15 protein-coding genes are annotated in these 18,765 nt (G+C 66.7%); 8 read left to right on the top strand and 7 right to left on the bottom strand.

Features of this window, described 5'->3' with window-relative positions; all coding sequences use genetic code 11:
- Positions 1 to 58 precede the first annotated feature (58 nt).
- From TSO221_RS15305 to TSO221_RS35435, 4 genes are all read left to right on the top strand, one after another.
- On the top strand, positions 59 to 1,606 hold the full coding sequence (locus tag TSO221_RS15305; protein WP_109119375.1) for a DUF6538 domain-containing protein: 1,548 nt from the start codon (positions 59 to 61) through the stop codon (positions 1,604 to 1,606).
- 362 nt (positions 1,607 to 1,968) lie between these two features.
- Positions 1,969 to 4,122 (top strand): hypothetical protein, encoded by a 2,154-nt coding sequence (locus tag TSO221_RS15300; RefSeq protein ID WP_109119374.1) that lies wholly within the window; start codon positions 1,969 to 1,971, stop codon positions 4,120 to 4,122.
- Between the two features lie 562 nt (positions 4,123 to 4,684).
- Positions 4,685 to 4,984 (top strand): hypothetical protein, encoded by a 300-nt coding sequence (locus TSO221_RS15295; RefSeq protein ID WP_109119373.1) that lies wholly within the window; start codon positions 4,685 to 4,687, stop codon positions 4,982 to 4,984.
- Positions 4,984 to 5,130: a hypothetical protein gene (locus TSO221_RS35435; RefSeq protein WP_158284104.1), complete on the top strand. Its 147-nt coding sequence runs from the start codon at positions 4,984 to 4,986 to the stop codon at positions 5,128 to 5,130. Before TSO221_RS15295 ends, TSO221_RS35435 begins: the two co-directional genes overlap by 1 nt.
- 224 nt (positions 5,131 to 5,354) lie before the next feature.
- On the opposite strand, the gene TSO221_RS35030 is transcribed toward TSO221_RS35435, so the two are convergent.
- Positions 5,355 to 5,636 carry a hypothetical protein gene (locus TSO221_RS35030; RefSeq protein WP_146208817.1) on the bottom strand — a complete coding sequence of 94 codons (282 nt, stop codon included), beginning with the start codon at positions 5,634 to 5,636 and terminating at the stop codon, positions 5,355 to 5,357.
- Between the two features lie 339 nt (positions 5,637 to 5,975).
- On the opposite strand from TSO221_RS35030, the gene TSO221_RS15290 reads away from it, so the two are divergent.
- From TSO221_RS15290 to TSO221_RS15275, 4 genes are all read left to right on the top strand, one after another.
- Positions 5,976 to 6,365, top strand: coding sequence for a hypothetical protein (locus TSO221_RS15290; protein ID WP_109119372.1), 390 nt, complete (start codon positions 5,976 to 5,978; stop codon positions 6,363 to 6,365).
- 915 nt (positions 6,366 to 7,280) lie between these two features.
- On the top strand, positions 7,281 to 7,514 hold the full coding sequence (locus TSO221_RS15285) for a hypothetical protein (protein WP_109119371.1): 234 nt from the start codon (positions 7,281 to 7,283) through the stop codon (positions 7,512 to 7,514).
- 829 nt (positions 7,515 to 8,343) lie between these two features.
- Positions 8,344 to 8,970 (top strand): hypothetical protein, encoded by a 627-nt coding sequence (locus TSO221_RS35025; protein WP_146208816.1) that lies wholly within the window; start codon positions 8,344 to 8,346, stop codon positions 8,968 to 8,970.
- Between the two features lie 202 nt (positions 8,971 to 9,172).
- On the top strand, positions 9,173 to 9,448 hold the full coding sequence (locus tag TSO221_RS15275; RefSeq protein WP_109119369.1) for a hypothetical protein: 276 nt from the start codon (positions 9,173 to 9,175) through the stop codon (positions 9,446 to 9,448).
- A 6-nt stretch (positions 9,449 to 9,454) separates the two neighbouring features.
- On the opposite strand, the gene TSO221_RS35020 is transcribed toward TSO221_RS15275, so the two are convergent.
- From TSO221_RS35020 to TSO221_RS15245, 6 genes are all read right to left on the bottom strand, one after another.
- The gene (locus TSO221_RS35020; protein WP_146208815.1) at positions 9,455 to 9,976 is read right to left on the bottom strand and encodes a hypothetical protein; all 522 of its coding nucleotides are present in this window, start codon (positions 9,974 to 9,976) and stop codon (positions 9,455 to 9,457) included.
- Positions 9,977 to 10,483: 507 nt separating this feature from the next.
- Positions 10,484 to 11,728 (bottom strand): DUF262 domain-containing protein, encoded by a 1,245-nt coding sequence (locus tag TSO221_RS15265; RefSeq protein WP_109119367.1) that lies wholly within the window; start codon positions 11,726 to 11,728, stop codon positions 10,484 to 10,486.
- A 574-nt stretch (positions 11,729 to 12,302) separates the two neighbouring features.
- Positions 12,303 to 14,486, bottom strand: coding sequence for an HlyD family efflux transporter periplasmic adaptor subunit (locus tag TSO221_RS15260; protein ID WP_247878066.1), 2,184 nt, complete (start codon positions 14,484 to 14,486; stop codon positions 12,303 to 12,305).
- A 12-nt stretch (positions 14,487 to 14,498) separates the two neighbouring features.
- Positions 14,499 to 15,905, bottom strand: coding sequence for an HlyD family efflux transporter periplasmic adaptor subunit (locus TSO221_RS15255; RefSeq protein WP_109119365.1), 1,407 nt, complete (start codon positions 15,903 to 15,905; stop codon positions 14,499 to 14,501).
- Positions 15,902 to 16,729, bottom strand: a complete 828-nt coding sequence (locus tag TSO221_RS15250) for an efflux RND transporter periplasmic adaptor subunit (protein ID WP_247878065.1) — start codon at positions 16,727 to 16,729, stop codon at positions 15,902 to 15,904. The genes TSO221_RS15255 and TSO221_RS15250 overlap by 4 nt, the downstream gene beginning before the upstream one ends.
- Complete coding sequence (locus tag TSO221_RS15245; RefSeq protein ID WP_109119364.1) at positions 16,726 to 18,699, bottom strand: TolC family protein; 1,974 nt, start codon at positions 18,697 to 18,699, stop codon at positions 16,726 to 16,728. Before TSO221_RS15245 ends, TSO221_RS15250 begins: the two co-directional genes overlap by 4 nt.
- Positions 18,700 to 18,765: the final 66 nt, after the last annotated feature.

Raw genomic sequence — 18,765 nt, 5'->3', positions numbered from 1 at the left:
AATTCTCCAGAGCCCAAAATTCGCGCGTGCCACACGCTTGTGCCACACGCGAGGCTCCATGTCCGGCATCCCTTACATTGAGCGGCGGCGCCAAAAACTCTATCTCCGCGTGCGCGTCCCGGCAGACATAACCTTGCTGTCCGGTAAGAAAGTTTTCGTGAAATCCCTCCAGACTGGCGACCCTCGGCGCGCTCGCGGCGAGGCTGCTCGCCTGCTGGCCGGGCTGCATGCGGGATGGCAAGAGGTGAGGCGGGACGTGATCCGGATTGCAGGGAAGCGCCTGGACGAACTCACTGGCGATGACATCCCGACTCTGCGCGCCAGCGACCTGGACGAGTTGACGCCCGAGGAGAAGGATGCGGTGCTGGTTCGGCTGGATGCGCTGATCGCCACGGAAGAACTGGCGGTCGCGCGGAGGGAAGCCGAGGCAGCGCGGGTTCAAGCGGAGGCGGACCAGCATCGCGCGGTGACCGCGGAAATCAAGCGCCAGAGGGAACGACGCGAAACGCTGGCACTTGGCCGGGCGCTGGCGCTGTCACTGTCCCGGCAGCAGCCCGCCAACCCGATGCCACCGGCACCGCCTCTGCCGGCCGAAGCCAGGCAGCCATGGCCGGACCTCGTGGAACGGTTTTTCACCGACCGGCCGTCCATTGGACCGTCCGCCCGGACCAGCCACCAGCAAGCGTTTCGCGAGCTTGAGGCCCTGATTGGGCGCAAGGCGTTGGTGGAGGTGACCAAGACCGAGATCAAGGCTTTTGCGGACCACCTCCGCGACCGCCCAATCAACAGGGCTGGAAAAGAGCGGATGGCAAGGACATCCATCGTCAAGATGCTCAGCCATTTGAAGGGGTTCTTTGGTTGGGCAGCCGGGTCCGGCTTCATCACCATCAACCCGGCCGACGGCGTGCAGCCTCGCACCGAGACGCGGGAGGAGCGCGACGGCAAGGATAAACGGCGCGAATTTACCGTGGCCGAGCTGACCATGCTGTTCAGCAGCCCGCTGTTCACCGGGTGCAAGTCCCGTTCCCGCCGCTCGGAAGTTGGACCCCATGTCTACCAGGATGAGCGCTACTGGTTTTGGCTGCTTGCCCTTCTGACCGGCGCTCGTCCGGAGGAAATCGCTGCGTTGCCGTCTGGGCTCATAGAGTTGGAGGGCGGCATCGCCTGCCTAAATTTCCTACACGCCACCAAAACCAGTGCAGGCGCTCGGCTCGTTCCGGTGCTCCCTGAACTCCGGCGGCTCGGGCTTGAGCAGTGGGCCGAAGAGCAGTACAGACGCGGTCGGAAGATGGTGGAGGGGCCGAACGGCTCCAAAGATTGGTCGAAATGGACGAATCGCTATCTTGACGACATCGGCATCGACGATCCGACGGTTGTTGCGTACAGCCTGCGTCACAACTTCCGTCAGCAACTCCGCGCGGCCGGACTGCACCCGGAAATTGTTGACAAAGTCTTTGGGCACGAAGGGGAATCGGTCGGAGCCGGATACGGCCGCGGTTTGTCGCCTGACGAGGCCCGCCAAGTTGTTGAGCGCGTCAAGTCTCCGATACCGCTGGAGCACCTCTATCCGCTGCTGCCCGCCGGCTTGCGAAGGCGGATGCCCTAAGGGCGGGGCGGCAGCCCTTGACGCTTGCAGTGAGGAGGGCAAACTTGGGCGGTGGACTCCGCAGCGCCGTTATCGGGCGGCAACCCTCAGCGCTGCGGGCCCTGGCTGATGAGGGTCAATATGGCTGACCTATTTCGCGCCGTCAACTCGAGCGTTGCCGCCTGCCTCGGCGGTAGGTGAAGGCCCGGCTGCATATCCCGGCGGCCGACCAACACCTTCCCCTACCTGCCAGTGTCAACAGATTTGGCGTCCCGTCCGCCGGGACATGGCGATCAGCACGTCTCGACCTCACCCTTGGTGCTGGGGGCGGCCTCGCCGACATCTGGCCGTATCCGGCGCCGCCTTCGGCCAGGGCCTACGCCGTGCCGCACCTGCTGATGCTCCGGACCCAGCCCGGCGACCGCCGCCACCCCGGCAAGTCCTACGCGCTCCGCGACGGCCGCGTGGACAAGGCGAAGCCCGCGCGCATCACTGCGTACGCGCCGTACCCGATACCGATGCCGTCCACTGTCGAGGGGCTGGGGCGCGTCCTGCACGCCGTAGCCGGCGGCGAGTTCGGTCCCGGTTTCTTGATCCTCGGCGGCTTGTCGCACCCCGGCGCAGCCGAGACCTCGCGCCGCAAGTCGGCGGCCGTGTCGAAGGAGGGCGACCCTGAGGGCTACATCGTCGACATGGCCACCACGGTGTCCGTGGCGGATGCCGATGGCTGGCCCAACCTCCGCAGGTTCACCGCTCGGCAGTCCGACGATGCCGCCAGGTGGATCGCCCGGCACGTCCGCACCGCCTGCCCGGACGCTGGGGCAGTCGTGGCGTGGTCCTCGTCCGCGTTCCTGATCGGTCCGGATGGCCGCCCGCTCGGCCCCGACGAGGTGCCCGCGACCCTGTCCGCGCATGTCTGGATGCTGTGGACCCGCCCGGTGGCCGAGAGCGAGCGTAAGGTTATCGTCGGGCGCCACGACGCCGCCGTCCGCGCATCGCTGGCCGCGGAGTGCCGCGCGCTCGGGCTTGGCGAGTCCGTGATCTGGTCCATGGCGAAGGTGCTGGACCCGGCCGCCGCAATATACCAGCAGCCGATTTACGAGTTGGCCCCGCGCCTCGCTGGGCTGGACGACCCCGTCGCCGGCCGCCGTCATATCGTGCTCCCCGGCGCGGCCGTGGACCCCGACGCGCTGGCCGCAGCCTGCCCGGAGCCCGTGGCGAAGGCCGTGCCGGCGAAAGCGAAGAAGGCCCGGCCGGACGGCACGGTCGCCCGCGCCGCCGCCCGCGCCCTCGCGACACCGCTCCCAGCGTTGACGCGGGCCGACATCGACTTCATAGACCGCCGGATCGCCGCCCTGGCCACGCAGGCCAAGCGCCTGTGGGGTGGGCCCGTGCCCGGTGACGAGTGGCAGGCCGAGGATTGGGAGGCGTCCGGTTTCCTTCTGCATCAGGCGCGCCGCGTTCGCGACATCGTGCGGTTGGTCGAGGGCCGGCGCGCCGACGGCGTGGCAGGGTGGGAGCACGGCATTCCCGAAGGCCACCGCAACACCACGCTGACGATCATCGGTTCGGACCTGAGTTGCGTCTGCCCCGGCGGTTGGAGCGAGGCCGCGCCGCTTCTCCGGGCGATTGGTCACCGGCTCGTCGGCGCCTACATCACGGAATGGATGGACGGCGATGGGCGCGCCGCCTGCCTCGCCGCCCGCGCCGCCGAGGCCAAGGCCGGGGTAACCCGCACCTTGATCGACAGCGCCGGGCGCGAGCGCGTCGTGGACGCCCGCATGACCTACAGTCGCCGTCGAGTGGCGGGCGAACTCGGCGTGACCGAGGCCGAGATGATCCGCTACGGTTTGGGTGCTCTCCGCTCAGAGGCGGTACGGGCCCATCAACGCCGCCGTGACCGGGGCGTCCCGTCGATGAAGGAGCGCCGGGCCAAGCAGGCCGCGACCTCCGCCGAAGCGCTGAAGCCGTGGGAGGCCGAAGGGGTTTCCCGCGCGACTTGGTACCGCCGCCGCGCGGCGGTTGAGACTCCTCGCGACCGACTACTAGCCTTCGGTTCTTCGGGAGCCCCCCACACGGCGGAAACCGGAACCCGGAAGGAAGGGGAGCCCGGTGTCGATGCACGGCCGGCACCGCCTGCGGTTCCGATTGCCGTGCTCCGCGTGGCGCCCGTAGACCCGGCGGTCCACGCCACGGACAATGCTCGCGACGTGCCCCTCAGCATGGGCCACGAGGGAGCGGCGGACGAGGCTCGGCCTTTGGACGAGCCGACCCCGTCGCGACCCGGCTCGGCAGAAGATGAGCAGGCGCACGGTCGGCAGGCCGGGCAGGCATGGTTGTCGGAGCCGGAGGAAATGGGGCGCGGGGGCGCAGGCCCGGAGGGCCGAAGCCCCTGGACCAAAACCGAACAGGTCATCCGACTTCCGGCCTTCGTCGCCCGACGGGCGGCCATTGTCGCGCCGGCGCCCAGATCCGGGCGCCCGGCGGCGGACGTCTGCCTTGTGCCCGGCCCCTTGTTCGCCTCCCGGAGGTCGTAGGACGGCGTGATTTTAGGGGGTAGTCCTACCCTTGGGTGCCCTCGAAGCACCGTCCTACGGCCAAAAGGGTCGCTCCGCGGGGCGTCCTCGAGTGCTCGGACGGCTGGAATCGCGTTGGAGGAGCCCATTTCCACCCCGCCGGCTGCCCCGGTGGGTCCACAAGCATGCCCCCGGCCCTACGCCGCCTCGTAGGTGGCGCTCCGGGCCGGGGACGGCCTACGGCCTATGCCTGTGGACTACCGGGACAGCCTGCCGCGCAGGCGGTGCCACCGAATAGGCAGTCCTAAACGCCCACTTCGCATCCCGGAGCGGGCGTTCGTGCCTGGGCGGTCCCGGCCGCCGCGTCACGGGACGAAAGGGTGCTGCCCCTGACGACGCAGCGGCCCCTCCCGTAATGGTGGATCCCGTCGTCACCGTCCCGTGAAGGCGTCCCGTACGCGCCGGCTCGCCCCACAGCCGGCGGGCCAGTGCCGGAAGTCGAAACCTCTGACGGCGAAGCCTTGGCCAAGCGAATCAACGGGCTCAGAGTGCAGAAAGTCGGTGCCAAAGCGGGGAGGGCATCATGGAGGAGATTAGGACCTACGGTGACCTGGACCAGGTGCTTCGCCCCCGCGTCGGCCGGGAGATCAGGTTCCAGGCGGGCGAATGGGCGATCGAGATGAAGTCGCGTGGTGTCGGCGTCGGCCTCATCGTCGGCGTCGTGTGGGATTGGGCTGTCCGACGCCGGGGGGAGACCCCGCCCGGCTGCCCCGTCGCTGTCAGCGGGCGAGGCCTGCCGGACGCGCCGAACTTGGCGCTCAAGCGCCAGATGCTGCGCGAGGCCGAGGCAATGGACATCCGCCACCGCAAGTGGGCGCGGTGATGAAGGACGAGCAGGACCCGGGAACCATCGACTTGTTCGGCGGTGTGGTGGCGGTCGGGCGCCTGCTCGGCTACGCCCGCGTGTCCACCGACAGCACCGCCGGGCGGCGCGGGACAAAATGGTGCGCGTGTTTGTCCCAGTGCTGACGATGTGGCAGTGCCATGGAGACGTTGAAATCTTGCTTGGCGTGATCGTCACCGGCCGTGCGCCGAGCAGACACGGTGGTCGTCAACGTGGGGCGCGCCGCCCCCTGCACTCGCTAGGATCGACGTAGGACGGTGTGACTCCGGGGGTACCCGTACCCTTGGCGCCCTCGCGATCTCCAAAGAATAGGGCAAAAGCGCGCATCGGAATCCACGGCGGCCCCCAGTCAGGGCCGGATTCGACCCTTGGCTCGGGCGATTGCCCTGGTGATCGTCCGTTCCGACACGCCATACTGAACCGACAGCGCATGGCGCCAGCCCAGCATCGCGCCGCCGATGAGGTCCCAGCGCCGGCTGTCCGGCTTCGTGGTCATCACCGCTACGACATCCGCCAGAGCGGCACCGACAAGCTTTCGTGGCCGACCCGGTGGACGGCCGGCGGCGCGGGCCGCCTCCATTCCCGTTCGGATTGCTTCCCTCCGGCGCAACCGCTTGTCGTCGTCCACCATTCCCGCTCCCTTTTGTCCCGCGCCGTTCCGGCCGCGCGGACAAGGTGGGTCCGTATGGCCGTGTTGGGAAGATCTTGGGTGCGCCCGTTCGTCATCGTCGGCGCCAAGCGTCGCGGTACCCTTTTGTCCTGGGGCATCGCGGCCGGAAAAAGCATGGTGCCTTGCGTGAGGGCGCCGCAACGTCACCGAAAGTGGGTAGCCAGCCATACCCGTATCCGCGCGGATACGGGTAGCTGGCCAGGAGGGGCTTGCCCCTCCGTGGACCTCCCCGGCCGCGCACGGCGCGGCCCAGCACCGGGGGCGTGCATGGCGGGACGGCGCGGGTCCGAGCGGCGGGTTATGGCGGGACAGGTGCTCGTGCGCCTGCCCACTACCTTGGCCGCCCGCGTCGCCAGCGCAGCCGAAGCCGACGGCCTGACGGCTGCGGCGTGGCTCCGCGCCCTCGCCGTCGCCGCCGTCGGCGCCCGTCCGGAAGACGCCGCCCCAGTGCGTGCCTACCGTCGGCCGGCGCCGCCCCCGCCGGAGCACGTCGTCGAGATCGCCCGGCTGCGCGAATCCGTCGGCGAGCTAGCCGGCGCGATGGTGCAGGCCGCCATCGCGTCCCGTGTCGCGGGACGGGGTGCTGATCACGCGGCGATCGAGGCCGCATTGCCCGGCGTCCGGCAGGTTGCTCGCGACCTGGACCGCCTCAAGCGCGCCATGCTCGGCGATTCCGGGGGCGGGCGGTGATTGGCGGTGCAACCCGCGGCGCCGGAGGCCGCGCTCTCGGCAGGCACCTTGCCGACACCCGCCACGGCCAGACGGTGCGTCCCGGCGCGTCCCGCGGGCTGATCAGCGCCGCGATCCGGGAGCAGGTCGCCGAGATTGGCGACATCGCAGCCCACGCCCGCACCCAAACCCCTCTGTACCACGTCCATGCCGACCCGCCGCCCGGTGCCGGATGGAGCGAGGGGCAGTGGGCGCGCTACTGGACGCGCTTCGAAGCCGAGTTCGGCCTTGCGCACCAAGCATTTTTCGAGGCTGTCCATCTCAAGGGCGGCCGCGAGCACCGGCATCGCGTGTATTCGCGGGTCCTCACAGACGGGAGGGCGATCCGGCTTGACCACGATTTCCTCCGCCGGGAGAAGATCCATCGGATCACCGAGCATGACGAGGGCTTGCCGTTCGTCACCGGGCGCCACAACCACGCTGTGGCCGCCGCCCTGGAGCGCGAGGGACGCCACGATGTCGCCGAGGCAATGCGGGCCGCCGGACTGCTACACCGCGTCCGTCCCGTCGCGCCGGCGACGCCGAGGGAAAGGGCACAGGCCGAGCGGACGGCGGTGTCCCTCACCGATGTCCGGCGTGCCGCGTGGGAGGCGTATCAGGCGCCCGACCTTGAGGCCGCACTTGGATGGCGCGGGCTGCGGCTCGCTGCCGGAGTTGAGGGACCCGTCGTCGTCGACGGGACGGGCGCCGCGCACCCGTGGGCGCGTGCCGTCAACGCAGGGGCGAAGGCCGCGGGCGTCAAGGGGCCGGGTGCACGGGCTGCACGTGAGGTCGTGGCAGCGCTGGCCCTGCCTCCGCTGGAGCAAGCCCGCCGGGCCATCCGTGATCGCGCCGGCACGCTGCCGGACACCATGCAGCCGCCGCAGGAGACAGCACATGACCACGCAGCAGTCCCGGCCGCCGTCGTCAGCCGTGATCGCGCAGACGATCACGGCGACGAAGGTCGACACGTCGAAAATCATCGAGTTGCTGACGGAGACTGGAGCCGGGGAGGAAGATCGGATCGAGAAAATTTTGCAGGCACTCGCGATGCTCCTGGAGATGGTGACCGCGATGCAAGCGGACCTCGCCCGCCTCGCCTCAGCCGCCGCGGCGAAGCCGCCGCACTGACCGGAGGAGCGGCGCGGCCGGGCGACGCCGCCCTCGCGCACGCTTTGACGGCCGCCACCGCGACGGCCGGCACGCACGGGACGTCACGGGACGCCCGACGGGAAGCCCTGCCGTCCCGCGAGGGACGGGGCGCACCGCGGCGGGCCTCCCGCGATGGCCGGCGACGCGCCGAGGCCGCCGTCCTCGCCGGGGGATCGCCCCGGCCGGGTGACACCGTGTTGGCGGCGGCAATGGACGCCGCCGGGGCACAGGATGCCGCGCTCTCGGCGATCCGGCGCGGGATGGAGGAGATTGAAGCGCGTCGCCGACAGCGGGCGGCGGCGCTGGCCGCGGAGGCTGCGACTACAGCGCGGCTTCGCGACGCCGAGGAAGTCCGGCGCGGCGCCGGACGGGCACTCGACAAGCATGACGAGCGTCGGCCGTCCGGCCTGTGGGCAGCGATCACGGGACGGACGCGGTGGTGGCGGCAGGAGAGGGAGCGGCTCGAGGCCGTCCATGACGCCGCCGTCAGGGCGGAGCGGGCGGCGGAGCGGGACGCCGCCGTGTCCTGCCGGACTGTCGCCGCCGTCGGACGGGACGGACGACGGGACGCCGAGCGACGGGAAGCCCTCCGCCGGGTGGAGGCCGCTGTCCTCGCCGGCCGGCGCGCTGTGACGGAGACCGCGGGACGGGGCAACATCGACGCCGCAGTCCGTCTCGTCCGGCCGCCGCGTCCCGCGCCGCGGGACGGCCACGGGACGGTGCCGACGCCGGAGCCGGACGCTCCTGGTCCTCGGCTCATCCCGAAATGGGTCGGCAACGCTGACCATGATGAAGGAGGGCGGAAGTGATGGATAAAGCATTGATTTGGGGTGGACGCGCCTTCATTGAACGCCCCCTTGAGGATGTAGGTGATGACTGGTTCTCCTTCGGAGAAGGGGAGACAATCTATTGGCCAATCAACGGTGGCGACATGGCGAGATACACGGAGGCCATGCGGATAAATCCACGCGTGCGATGCGCCATGGGACCCGTACTCCACGGATTTGAGCCGTTCACCCCAATAATCGAAGGAATGAACGAAGGATTTCTAAAAGAACACGGGGCGAGAAGGTGGCGGCCCTCGCATTCGACGGGGCGGTGCGATTATCTCAAAACGTCCATAGTGGTCGGGTTCTGTGGCGGCTTTAATCCGCTCACTACATTGTACCACGAGCTATTTCATTCAATTTACGACAGATTCAGCGATGACGAACTGGAGTCAGTGGAGAGGCATGGGAATAAAATACGGGAAGAGAACACAAGGAGAGATCTGTGTGAACAATTTCCGGTCTACTGGATAACTAGAAATGAGGAGGCTGAGGCATTGGCGTTCGACCACTGGGCGACCAAGAAGGGCGCGCCACACGGGATTGAAGCGGGACGGGATGTTGTCAACATATGGGGAAGAGTGATAATGGGTAGGTATGCGAAATGAAATTCTGATAACAGGCCAAAGCGCGGGAAGGCCAACCCCATGTGAATGGTAATTCAACATGACGATAACGGCACGAACAGCAGCCTAAATGTTGACAATTCCTCAAAAAATATTTTAGATAATTCGTTATTTCCCATTGACAGCAGGCTTTGATGCCTGTTTATCGTTGCATCGCACTCACGATTATAGATGAGGTGGCGAGATGCACAACACGTACGTAGAGATCAATACCGCCGGATTTCCGATGATTCCAGTCGGAACCGAGGAGAAAATCGCCGACCGCATTGATCTATATACTGCGGCGGTACTCATGCATGACCCAGCGGAGCCTTATGAGATCGAGTCTCTGATTGGCGATATCGTTTCTGATATCAGCCATATCGAAGCCGCCATCAACGACGACGGCGACGTCGAGGTAATCGTTGCCCACGGATGGAGCGATCCGCGGCAGGCGAATGAAGTATTCGAGTGGCGGTGAGGAAGCTCAAGGGGCGGCCTCCTCCGGTGCGACGTCGGGCGCCGCGTCTGGCGGCGGCTCGACGGGCGGCGGCGCGTATTCTCCGGCCACGATCGCCGGAATCAGCCGTGCCAGCCTCTCCCGCGGCAGCGTGGCGAGATCATCCCGCGCCGCGGGATCGAGACCGACCAGCGTGGCACGCAGAGCCGGCGTGAGCCGGGCCGTGGCGCCCTCGTCACCTGCCAGAGCGCGGCGCAGCCACCGCGCCTGCGATCCGGCCGCCGCCCGGTAGCGGGCAGCCGCTGCTGGACGATGGCGCGCTTGGTATTCGGCAAGAGTCTCGCCAGGGAGCGCATCCGCGAACGCCAGCAACCCGTGGACCACCTCCGGCCGTCGAGCCGGCGTCGGACGACGGGACGGTGGCGGGACGGCCGGATGCGGCGCTGGCCGGCGCCACGGCCCGGCTGCCATCTCGACGGCAGCCGTCGCCAGCGTTACCGCCAGCGCGATGAGGACCTGCCCCTCCAGCCCCGTGACGAGATCCCGCACGACCGCCGAGGCCGTCAGCGTGCCGCCCCGACTGCGCCCCCGGCGGCGCCGCTCCCGTGCCTGCGCTGCCCGGCGATGTGCAATTTCCCAACACGTTCGTTTGCGGTATGGCGGCGTGGATGACGATACTGGCGACATGGTGGCCTCCACGACAGGTGCGCACCATTTGAGCTTGGCGACTTGCAAGCAACCTCACCTATTTACGAACTGAAGCCAAACGCTCCCGAGTGGGTGGGTTATCTTTGTATGGAGTCACTCTTTCTTGAGTTGCAAGTAAAGCATAGCAGTTGCAAGTTATTCCACGTTGTAAGGCCACCTCTCGAATAAGGAAGAATATGGTCGCCACGAAGCATTCTAATGCCACGTGGCCCTCGAAAAACACCTTTGCATAGAGGGCACACGTACCCATTTTCTGCCTTACTAAAGTGCAACCTGTAGTACGCATCTATCCAAGAAGCCGGAAACAGTCGGGCATATGGATCGCAGGAAGGGAGCCCAGTAGGCAGATTATTTGACAATGTTCTTCATCACCTCAATTGCCTTCTCAAATTGAATTTTTTGACCTTTTTGCCCTAGCCATCGTCCTTTTGGTTCCGGGTATCCATCCCCACCGAGAATTTGTTTTCCAGCTTCTCGAGGATTTTGAATAAAGCTTCCAATTAAATTCCAATGGGTGTCCGTTAGGGCATCGCTGTCAATGTTAAGCTCTGTCGCTGCCGCGATAAATATCGCGAGCTGTCGATATTTTTCGATGCTCAATCGAGGTAGCTTTTCCCCAAGTACGATGCCCAGCCACTTGGCAAAATTGTCGAATAGTTTGCCAGTTATATCGTCAGCTCCAGGAATAAGCTTTTCGGAAGAGGTGTTTGTGTCCTGATAATAAAGCTGCGCACAGTATATATCAAGTGCTTCATCTATAGTGCCTCTAAAGCTAATGTTTAGATAAGCCGGGTTTTTCAATATCCTGTCTAGTACTTCGCGGTGAAGGGCAACAAGATACCAGAGATACATGTGGGAAGGCGTCTGCCCTTTGGTGCGATCTCTTTCAGACCACCAATCCTCCCAGTACTCTTGTGGGAGCGCATGCCTCTCCCAAGGATATCCGATTCCAATTTTTTCTGCTCTCTCAATCATTCTTCTGGCAGAATTTGCTTCTTTTTTGTATATTCCTGCGACGCGAATTCCGTAAACGCTCTTGGACTCGCTATAGTAGGCAAGGCGAATGTCTTGCCCAGTTAGCGGAGTCCCGCCCTCATTGATCCTTCTAAAAACTTCAAGCTTTGCACTCAGCTTCATTGATGAAGGTAGGAATATCAGAGTTAGCGGATACTGAAGGAATATTCTCTTTAGGCGAATATCAAGTTCAGAATATTTCTTTCCAGCATACTGTATTGACGCCGGAATTAGGTAATTCACCTCTTCGGCTTCAGACATCCTCATCTGATCATTAAAAAATTTTCTGAGTGTGCTTAGCCTTTGTTGGCCATCTACTACTTCATGCCGTCCATCTTCGTTTTCATATAGAAAGAAGGCCGGGATCGTTAAATTATTAACGATTGATTCTATAAATTTCGATTCTTTCTCAAGATCCCATTGATCGCTGTCGCGCTGGTAATCAGGAATAAAGTACTCATCCCTGTTTAGCCTGTTTATTACTGTTTCAACGCTTTCACTCTGCGAGCGAGTTGGCTGCGTTACCAAGGGGACTGAAAGAGATTGGGGATCGACGCTGCCACTCTCAGCACTACTCATATGCCTATTCCCTAGTAAAGATTTTGGTGAAAATATACCCCGATCTGTACCACCAGGGAAGGGTCAAGTTCGACTGAGTTCCCTCTGTCGTTAGCGACTCCACAGAATTGACAAGCAGATGTGCGTCCCATCCTCCGCCGTGAGGCGCGGGAGCCGCACCCCACGCCAGCCGGCCGCGAGCATGGTGGTCGGCGGGTTCCGGCACTGGGATCGACGGTGCAAACGACTATGTACACAAGGTGACAGTACAGTTGTTGACAAGGGCATCGACGTGTGACACACGTCGGTGCAACACGCGCCCATTTCCTAAATCTGGTGGCGGAAGCAGTAATCTCATCAGCATGTTGCGGCGTGGCGTTCGAACTCTCCCCGTGGGGACGCCAACCAGATCCATGCCGGGCGGATGGCTTATCGATGGCTGTCCTTCTCTAACGCCCGATGCCAACTCGCCGCAACCTCGACACTCCTTCGCACCTCCGAGCCAACCAGCATCTCTCGTGGACCTCTGCCATCCTTGCGGAGACGATAGTGGGTCGGCGTGCAGCAACGCGGCATGGACGGTTTGGGAACCCGTTCAGAAGCCGGTCTCGCGGATGAAAACGGCGGCGGCGCTGCGCCAGAAACGCTCGGCGATGCTGCGGGCATCGCCCTCGACGCGGGCGATGCCGCGCGTCACATGGGCCGGGCCGTTTGCCGCCTCGACGTCGAGCACGATGCGGTAGACCGCCTCCACCGGGCTCAGCGCCGCGCGGCCGGCGGAACTCGCGGGGTTGCCGGCCCCTCCCCCGGTGCCCCCGTTCTGTCCTTCCACCGCCACCGGCCCACCGTTGATCGAGGCAAGCGCCGGAACATCCAGAACCGCGACGCTGACCGGGTTGACCGCCCGCACCCGGGCGTCCAGCCGGGCATGCAGCGGGTCGTCGGGATGAAAGCGCGCCACCGCCCCCGGCCGCAGCCGATCCAGGTCGGCCTCGGCGACATAGCCGATCAGTTCGCCCGGCCCCGGCGCCACGATCGTCGCCAAGCCCAGTTTCGGCCCCAGCCAGCGGCCGGGCAGCAGGGCATCCTCCATGTCGGTCACCACGCCGGACAGAGGTGCCCGAATCTCCAGCCGGTTCCGGCTGTCCAGCAGCCCCTGCCGCTCGGCCAGGGCGCCCGCCAGATCCTCCTCCATCGCGCGCAGGCGGTCGAGTTGCTCACGGCTGGACGACAGGCGGGCGATCTGCTCCTGCATCCAGTCGATGCGCAGTTCGGTCTGGCGCAGCTTGCCCTCCAGGTCAGGGGCGGCGAGCCGGAACAGCGGGTCGCCCTCCCCCACCCGCTGGCCGGGCTTGACCAACGTCTCCTCCAGCCGGGCCGGGAACGGCGCGTAGACGGTGGTGAAGCGCGCGGCCCGCCACACCGCCGGCACCGGCACCGTGCCGGTCACCGGCAGTACGGTCAGCCCGACCAGGGCGGCCAGCCCGATGCCCGTCATCAGCAGGCGGGTGTTCAGACGGAACCGGTCCCGCAATTCCCAGCATGCCTTGGCCTCGGAAATGAAAGGCCGGGCAACGAACCAACCGATCTCGATGGCGAACAGAAGGATGCCCAGCACCTTGACGGCAACGTGGTAGACCAGCAGCGCGATGCCGAGGAACAGCACCAGACGGTAGATCCAAGTGGCGTAGGAATAGACCAGCAAGGTGCGACGCAGGCGGGGCGACATCTGCTCCGGTGGCGGCTCCCCCAACCCGAACAACCATTCCCGAAGCTTCCAGCGCGCCAACCGGAAGGCACGGTCCTGAAGATTCGGCACGTCCAGCGCGTCCGACAGCAGATAGTAACCATCGAAGCGCATGAAGGGGCTGAGGTTGATCGCCAGCGTCGCCACCCAACTGACCGTCGCCAGGAAATAGGCGGCGCTGCGCAACGGCCCGTCGGGCAGGAAGCTCCAGGCCAGGGTCGCAAAGACCGCCAGCGTCAGTTCGGCCAGCATGCCGGCGGCACCGACCGCCAGCCGCTGCCGGCGCGACACCAGCCGCCACGCGTCGGTGGTGTCGGTGTAGAGCACCGGCCACATCACCAGGAAGGCAACGCCCATCGTCGGCACCCGGCATCCGAAGCGCTTGGCGGTGTAGGCGTGGCCCAACTCGTGGACGATCTTGGTGCCCGTCAGGGCGGCGCCGTAGAGGACCAGCCCCTCCGGGCTGAAGAAATGCTGGAAGCTGTGGAGGAAGGCGTCCCATTGCCGCGCCAGCAGCAGCCCCCCGGCAAGCCCCGACAGCAGGACGAAGACCAGCCACGCCCGGCTGTAGAAAGGCGCCACCCAGCCCGACGTTGCGGACAGGAAACGGTCGGGGCGGACCAGGGGAATGCGGAAGAACAGGTAGTTGTGGATCAGCCACCAGAACCAGCCCTCCTTGCCTGCCGCCGCCTGGCGGGTCAGGTAGGCGGTGTCGGTGGTCTCGACCAGGTTGTTGGCCGCCAGGAACTGGCAGAAGCCCATCACGTCGTCGATGGTCGGCTCGAACAGGGACTCCGCCGCCACCGAAGCCGCGATGGTGCGAGGATCGGCGTGATGCCAGTGGGCGATCAGCGCGAAGGCTTCAGGCCCGATCCGGAAATAGCGGTTGCGGACCGGGTCATGGATGGTCCAGCCCGGCGCTCCGTCGAGCCCGGTGGGGGCCGGCAGCAGCGCCAGGTCGTCGCGCAGGGCCGGCAGCCGCCGGGCGGCCTGCTTGTCGCGGGCGGGCTTGGCGGCCGGGGCGAGGGGCACGGGATGCACGTCTCACACCCCCAGCGTCTGGCGCAGCATGGCCAGCGGCCGGCGGAACAGATAGAAGGCCAGCGGCACCCGCTCGCCCAGGATCTTCGCGGTGCCGCGCAGACCGATGCGGGGCGGGGGCTGTGCCGGATCCCGAGCCGGCTCCAACGCCGCCTTCACCCGGTAGGACAGCACGCCGGCGGCCGAGAGCCCGGCCTCGTAACTGGCGTGGGTCAGCCGGGCATGGACCGGGCGCAACGGATCGACGTTGAGGTACAACTCGACCTTCGATCCTTCCTCCAGCACCAGCGCGTCGCCGACCGCCACCTGGATGTCGATCTCCGGAACGGCGGGGTCGGCCAGGGTCAGCACCCGCTCGCCGACCGTCACCGGCTTGCCGAGCCAGTCGTTGACGTCGGTGAAGACGGCGAGGCCGGCACGCTCCGCCTTCACCGTCACCCGGTCCAGCAGATCGCGGGCAAGAGCCATCTCGGCGCGGCGCAGTTCGACCTGGGCGCGGAGTTGGGCAACGCGGGCCTTGGTCTGGGGATCGGCGAAAGCGGCCTGGCTGGCGGTCAGCAGCTCCGCCTCGGCCTGGGTCAGCCCCTTCCGGGCGACCTCGTAGCGGCTGCGCAGGACGGTGGATTCGAAACTGAACAGCGGCTGCCCGACGGTCACCGGCTCGTTGGGCTGAACGTGAAAGCGCTCGATCACACCGTCCAGCGGGGCTGCGACGATGACCGGGGCGCTCGACCGGATCTCGGCCGGGGCCAGGGTGGACATCGGCACCGGCAGGGACAGCACGCCGCCGATCCCCAGCAGCACCAGCAACGGCAGCATCAGCCGCCGCAAGCCGCGCCGCCGCGTCCGCTTGCCGGAGAGCGCCCACCAGGCATGGCCATAGCATTCCGCCAGTTGGCCGAGCAGCAGGATCTCGCCTTCGGTCCAGGGATCGTCGCGGCCCAGCCACAGCCCGGCCAGCGGCTTGCCGTCCGGACCGGCGAGCGGGCACCACAGCACCTGCGCCGGCCCCCATTCCCCCCAGGCGCCACGGATTGCCGGTGGCAGAACGGAGGGATCGACGATCCGGACAGCCATGGCCTCCACCCCGCCCGCGTCCCGGGCGGCAACGGCGCGGACCGCATCCTCCAGCCAGCGGGCGAAGGGGGCGTCCGGCTCCAGCACGGCGATGTTCGACACCGCTTCCAGCGTCGGACGGCCGCGACCGGGCAAGCTCGGGGGCAGGGTCAGAAAGGCGGCCTGCCGGTAGGCGATCAGCCGACGGGTCTGGTTGACGATGTGGTAGCGCAACTCGGGCGTGCTCGCCGCCCGCCGCGCCTGCCGCTGCAACTCCAGCAGCATAAGAAGGCCGTTCAGCGGATGCGCGGCCTCGTCCATCATCGACGGCGCCTCCACCGACGCCGCGCTCATGGCGCCGCACCGGCCTTGGTCGGCAGCGCGGACAAGACCGCCGGAGGGAAGATCGCCGTGCCGCTCATTCCAGCGGTGAGGCCGGCGATGAGCGCTGAATCGCCGCCGACCAGACGGGCGGTGATCTTCACCGATTGGCTCGCCGGATCGACCTTGGCACCGGGCTGCACCACCTCCCCGGGCAGGGTGGCGCCGGTCTCGTCGACCCGCAGGTCGAAGCGCTGCCCCGACTTCAGCCAGACCAGCCAGGAAGACGGCACGATCAGCTCGACCTTCAGGTCGCGGTCGGACAGGATCTCCAGCAGCGGGGTGCCGGCAGGAACCGACTCATGCTCCTGGATGCGGCGCTCGACCACACGCCCGTCGAACGGGGCCTTGATCTCGCAACGGCGGGTCTGGATTTCGGACTTGCGGACGTCGGCACGGGCGACCTGCGCCTTGGCCTCGGCCAGCTGCACTTCGGCCTCACCGATCGAGCGCAGGCTGTTGAGCCGACGGTTGACCCGCACCGTCACATCGGCGGCGTTGAGCTGGGCGCGGGCAGCGTCCAGCTCGGCCTGATAGCTGGCGCAGTCGAAGGCGATCAGCACGTCGCCGGCCTTGAAGCCCTGCCCGGCATCGACCGCCATGCGGGCGATGCGGCCGGGAATTTCGGCCGACAGCACCGCATGACGCCGCGCTTCGATCAGGGCCCGCACCTGCCCCTGGCTTGCGTCCTGGGCAGAGGCCGGGGCAAAGGCCGGGGCCATCAGGCCGACCGACAGGATGGCGGCCCCCAGCAGGGCGCGCGTGCACGCCGCGGCAGGCGCCCGATTCCCAATCACGACAGCGCCACGGACGCCGGGGATAGCGGCAGAGCCTGCATGGCCGTAACGGTGAGAATGATGCATTCCTGCTGCTTGCCCCTCACGCCCTTACAGAAACGCTCCGCTGCGGCGCGGTTGTTGAAGCCGCGAACCCGCAACTGCACGATCGTCTGACCGTCGACGCTGCGCCGGGAGGTGAGGAACAGGGCGTCCTTGCCCTCGGCCCCCGCCCCCAGGCGTTTGGCGATGGTATCCCAATCGAGCTGCGCCAGCTTGTGGCTTGTGTAGGCCCCGAGATCGACCTGTATGGTCGGCGAGAACGAGCCGGTCGCGGCCGCCGGAGCCGGCAGGGCCGCCACCTCCGCCACGGGCGCGGCCGCGGCCGGCTGAGGCTCGGGATTCGCAGCACCCTTCTGAGGAGCGGGCTCCTTCTGGACGAGGTCCTTGACGCGCAGCACGCTGTTGGCGCGGCCCTGCCAGCTGTCCAGCCCCTGGTCGATGGCCTTGGTGAGGCTCGCGAGATCGGTCGACGGCACCATGTTGTCGGGCAGCGGATCGACGCCCGCTGACACCATCACCCGGGCATAGGCGTTGTGCAGGTCGGCAAACACCAGATCGCGCCGCAGATCCGACAGAAGGGCCATCACCTCGGCCTGGATCACCCCAAGCTCGCCGATCTGCCCGGCCTCGCCGCTGTTGGCGTATTGCGTGCGGATGCGGTCGTCGAGGTCCGCCTGTTCCGCCGTCAGGCCGAACTCCTGGTGCAATTCGCGGAACTGCAGCATCGCCACCCGCACCTGGCTCAGCACCGCCACACTCAGCGCCTGCCGGCGGAACGCCACCAGATCCTCCTGCGCCTCGGCGTAGGACTTGGTGGCCGGCGCCGAGACAATGTTGATCAGGTTCCAGCTGATCCGCGCCCCATAATCGGCCCAGCGCTGGTTCACCAGGAAGCTGTTGCTGTCGTAACGCAGGGCGGCATTGACGTCGATTCCCGGCAGCAGCCTCAGCAGCGACCGCCAGGTCTCATCCGCCGAAATGCGCTGGTTGTAGCTCTCCTCCAGCAGTTCCGGCCGGTTCAGCAGCGCATAGGTCTCCAGCGCCTCGACATCGAGGTTGAGCTTGGGCGGCGTCTTCAGCGTGTCCAGCGGCGGCAGTTCGACCTCGAAGGGCTCGCCCGGCGGCAGCCCCATCAGCGCGCCGAGCTGCGACTTCGACGCCACCAGCTCGCGCCGCAGCGACTGCAGCTGGCGCAGCGTCTCCACCAGGGAGCGGGTGTAGCCGAGCGCCTGCAGTGGTGCCTGGAGGCGCAAGGCTTCCAACGTGCGGGCGTCGTGGCGGGCGCCTTCGACCCGCTTCTCCAGCGGTGCGATGCGCTCCAGCAGCCGCATCGCCGCCACCGCACGCCAATAGGCGGTGCGCACGTCCTGCAGGATGCCCTGCACCACCCGGCGACGGCGCTCGTCGGCGATCAGCACCAGATTGGCGTTCTGCCGAGCCCGCAGGTAGCTGACCCCGAAGTCCAGCACGTTCCAGGTGAATCCAAGGTCGCTGGTGCGGCGGTGGCGGTCGACCGCCGTCGTGCTCTCGCCGGTGCGCCGGCCGGTGACCAAGTTCAGGCTTTCCGACCCGGCGTCGTTGTTGCGCCCGGCATAGCCGGCCGACGCCACCACCCGCGGCAGCATGTCGTACTGCGACAGGTCCAGCTGCTGGCTGGCCACCGCCGTCTCCATGATCTTCACGCGCTCATCGAGGTTGTACTTGATGGCGCGGGCCATCGCCTCGTGCATCGAGATCGGCTTGGACACCGGTTCCTGGGGGGCGAGCACGACGCTGAGGTCCTTGCGCACCCGGGCCAGATTCTCCTCCGCCGACAGGGGTTCGGGCTTGATCGCACAGCCGGCGGCCAACAGGGAGGCCGACAGCACAGCGATCGGAACCACCGGTGACAGCCGGTAGCGGAGAGAGCGGGCGGGCAGAATCTTCATGGGGCGGGCACGTCCGTCTGGCAGGGTGAGGCGGCGGCGGGAAAAAAGGCTGCGGCACGCAGCCCC

The sequence above is a fragment of the Azospirillum sp. TSO22-1 genome, assembly GCF_003116015.1.
Lineage (GTDB): Bacteria > Pseudomonadota > Alphaproteobacteria > Azospirillales > Azospirillaceae > Azospirillum.
Note: the sequence above shows the minus strand (reverse complement) of the source record. Positions and strands in the feature narration are given on the sequence as shown.

Bases quoted from the DNA above. Each gene is read 5' to 3' on its own strand.
- TSO221_RS15285 (WP_109119371.1), top strand. From the start codon at position 7,281: ATGACCACGCAGCAGTCCCGGCCGCCGTCGTCAGCCGTGATCGCGCAG.
- TSO221_RS15245 (WP_109119364.1), bottom strand. From the start codon at position 18,699: ATGAAGATTCTGCCCGCCCGCTCTCTCCGCTACCGGCTGTCACCGGTG.
- TSO221_RS35030 (WP_146208817.1), bottom strand. From the start codon at position 5,636: ATGGTGGACGACGACAAGCGGTTGCGCCGGAGGGAAGCAATCCGAACG.
- TSO221_RS35025 (WP_146208816.1), top strand. From the start codon at position 8,344: ATGGATAAAGCATTGATTTGGGGTGGACGCGCCTTCATTGAACGCCCC.
- TSO221_RS15275 (WP_109119369.1), top strand. From the start codon at position 9,173: ATGCACAACACGTACGTAGAGATCAATACCGCCGGATTTCCGATGATT.
- TSO221_RS15290 (WP_109119372.1), top strand. From the start codon at position 5,976: ATGGCGGGACAGGTGCTCGTGCGCCTGCCCACTACCTTGGCCGCCCGC.
- TSO221_RS15265 (WP_109119367.1), bottom strand. From the start codon at position 11,728: ATGAGTAGTGCTGAGAGTGGCAGCGTCGATCCCCAATCTCTTTCAGTC.
- TSO221_RS15295 (WP_109119373.1), top strand. From the start codon at position 4,685: ATGGAGGAGATTAGGACCTACGGTGACCTGGACCAGGTGCTTCGCCCC.
- TSO221_RS15305 (WP_109119375.1), top strand. From the start codon at position 59: ATGTCCGGCATCCCTTACATTGAGCGGCGGCGCCAAAAACTCTATCTC.
- TSO221_RS35435 (WP_158284104.1), top strand. From the start codon at position 4,984: ATGAAGGACGAGCAGGACCCGGGAACCATCGACTTGTTCGGCGGTGTG.
- TSO221_RS15255 (WP_109119365.1), bottom strand. From the start codon at position 15,905: ATGAGCGCGGCGTCGGTGGAGGCGCCGTCGATGATGGACGAGGCCGCG.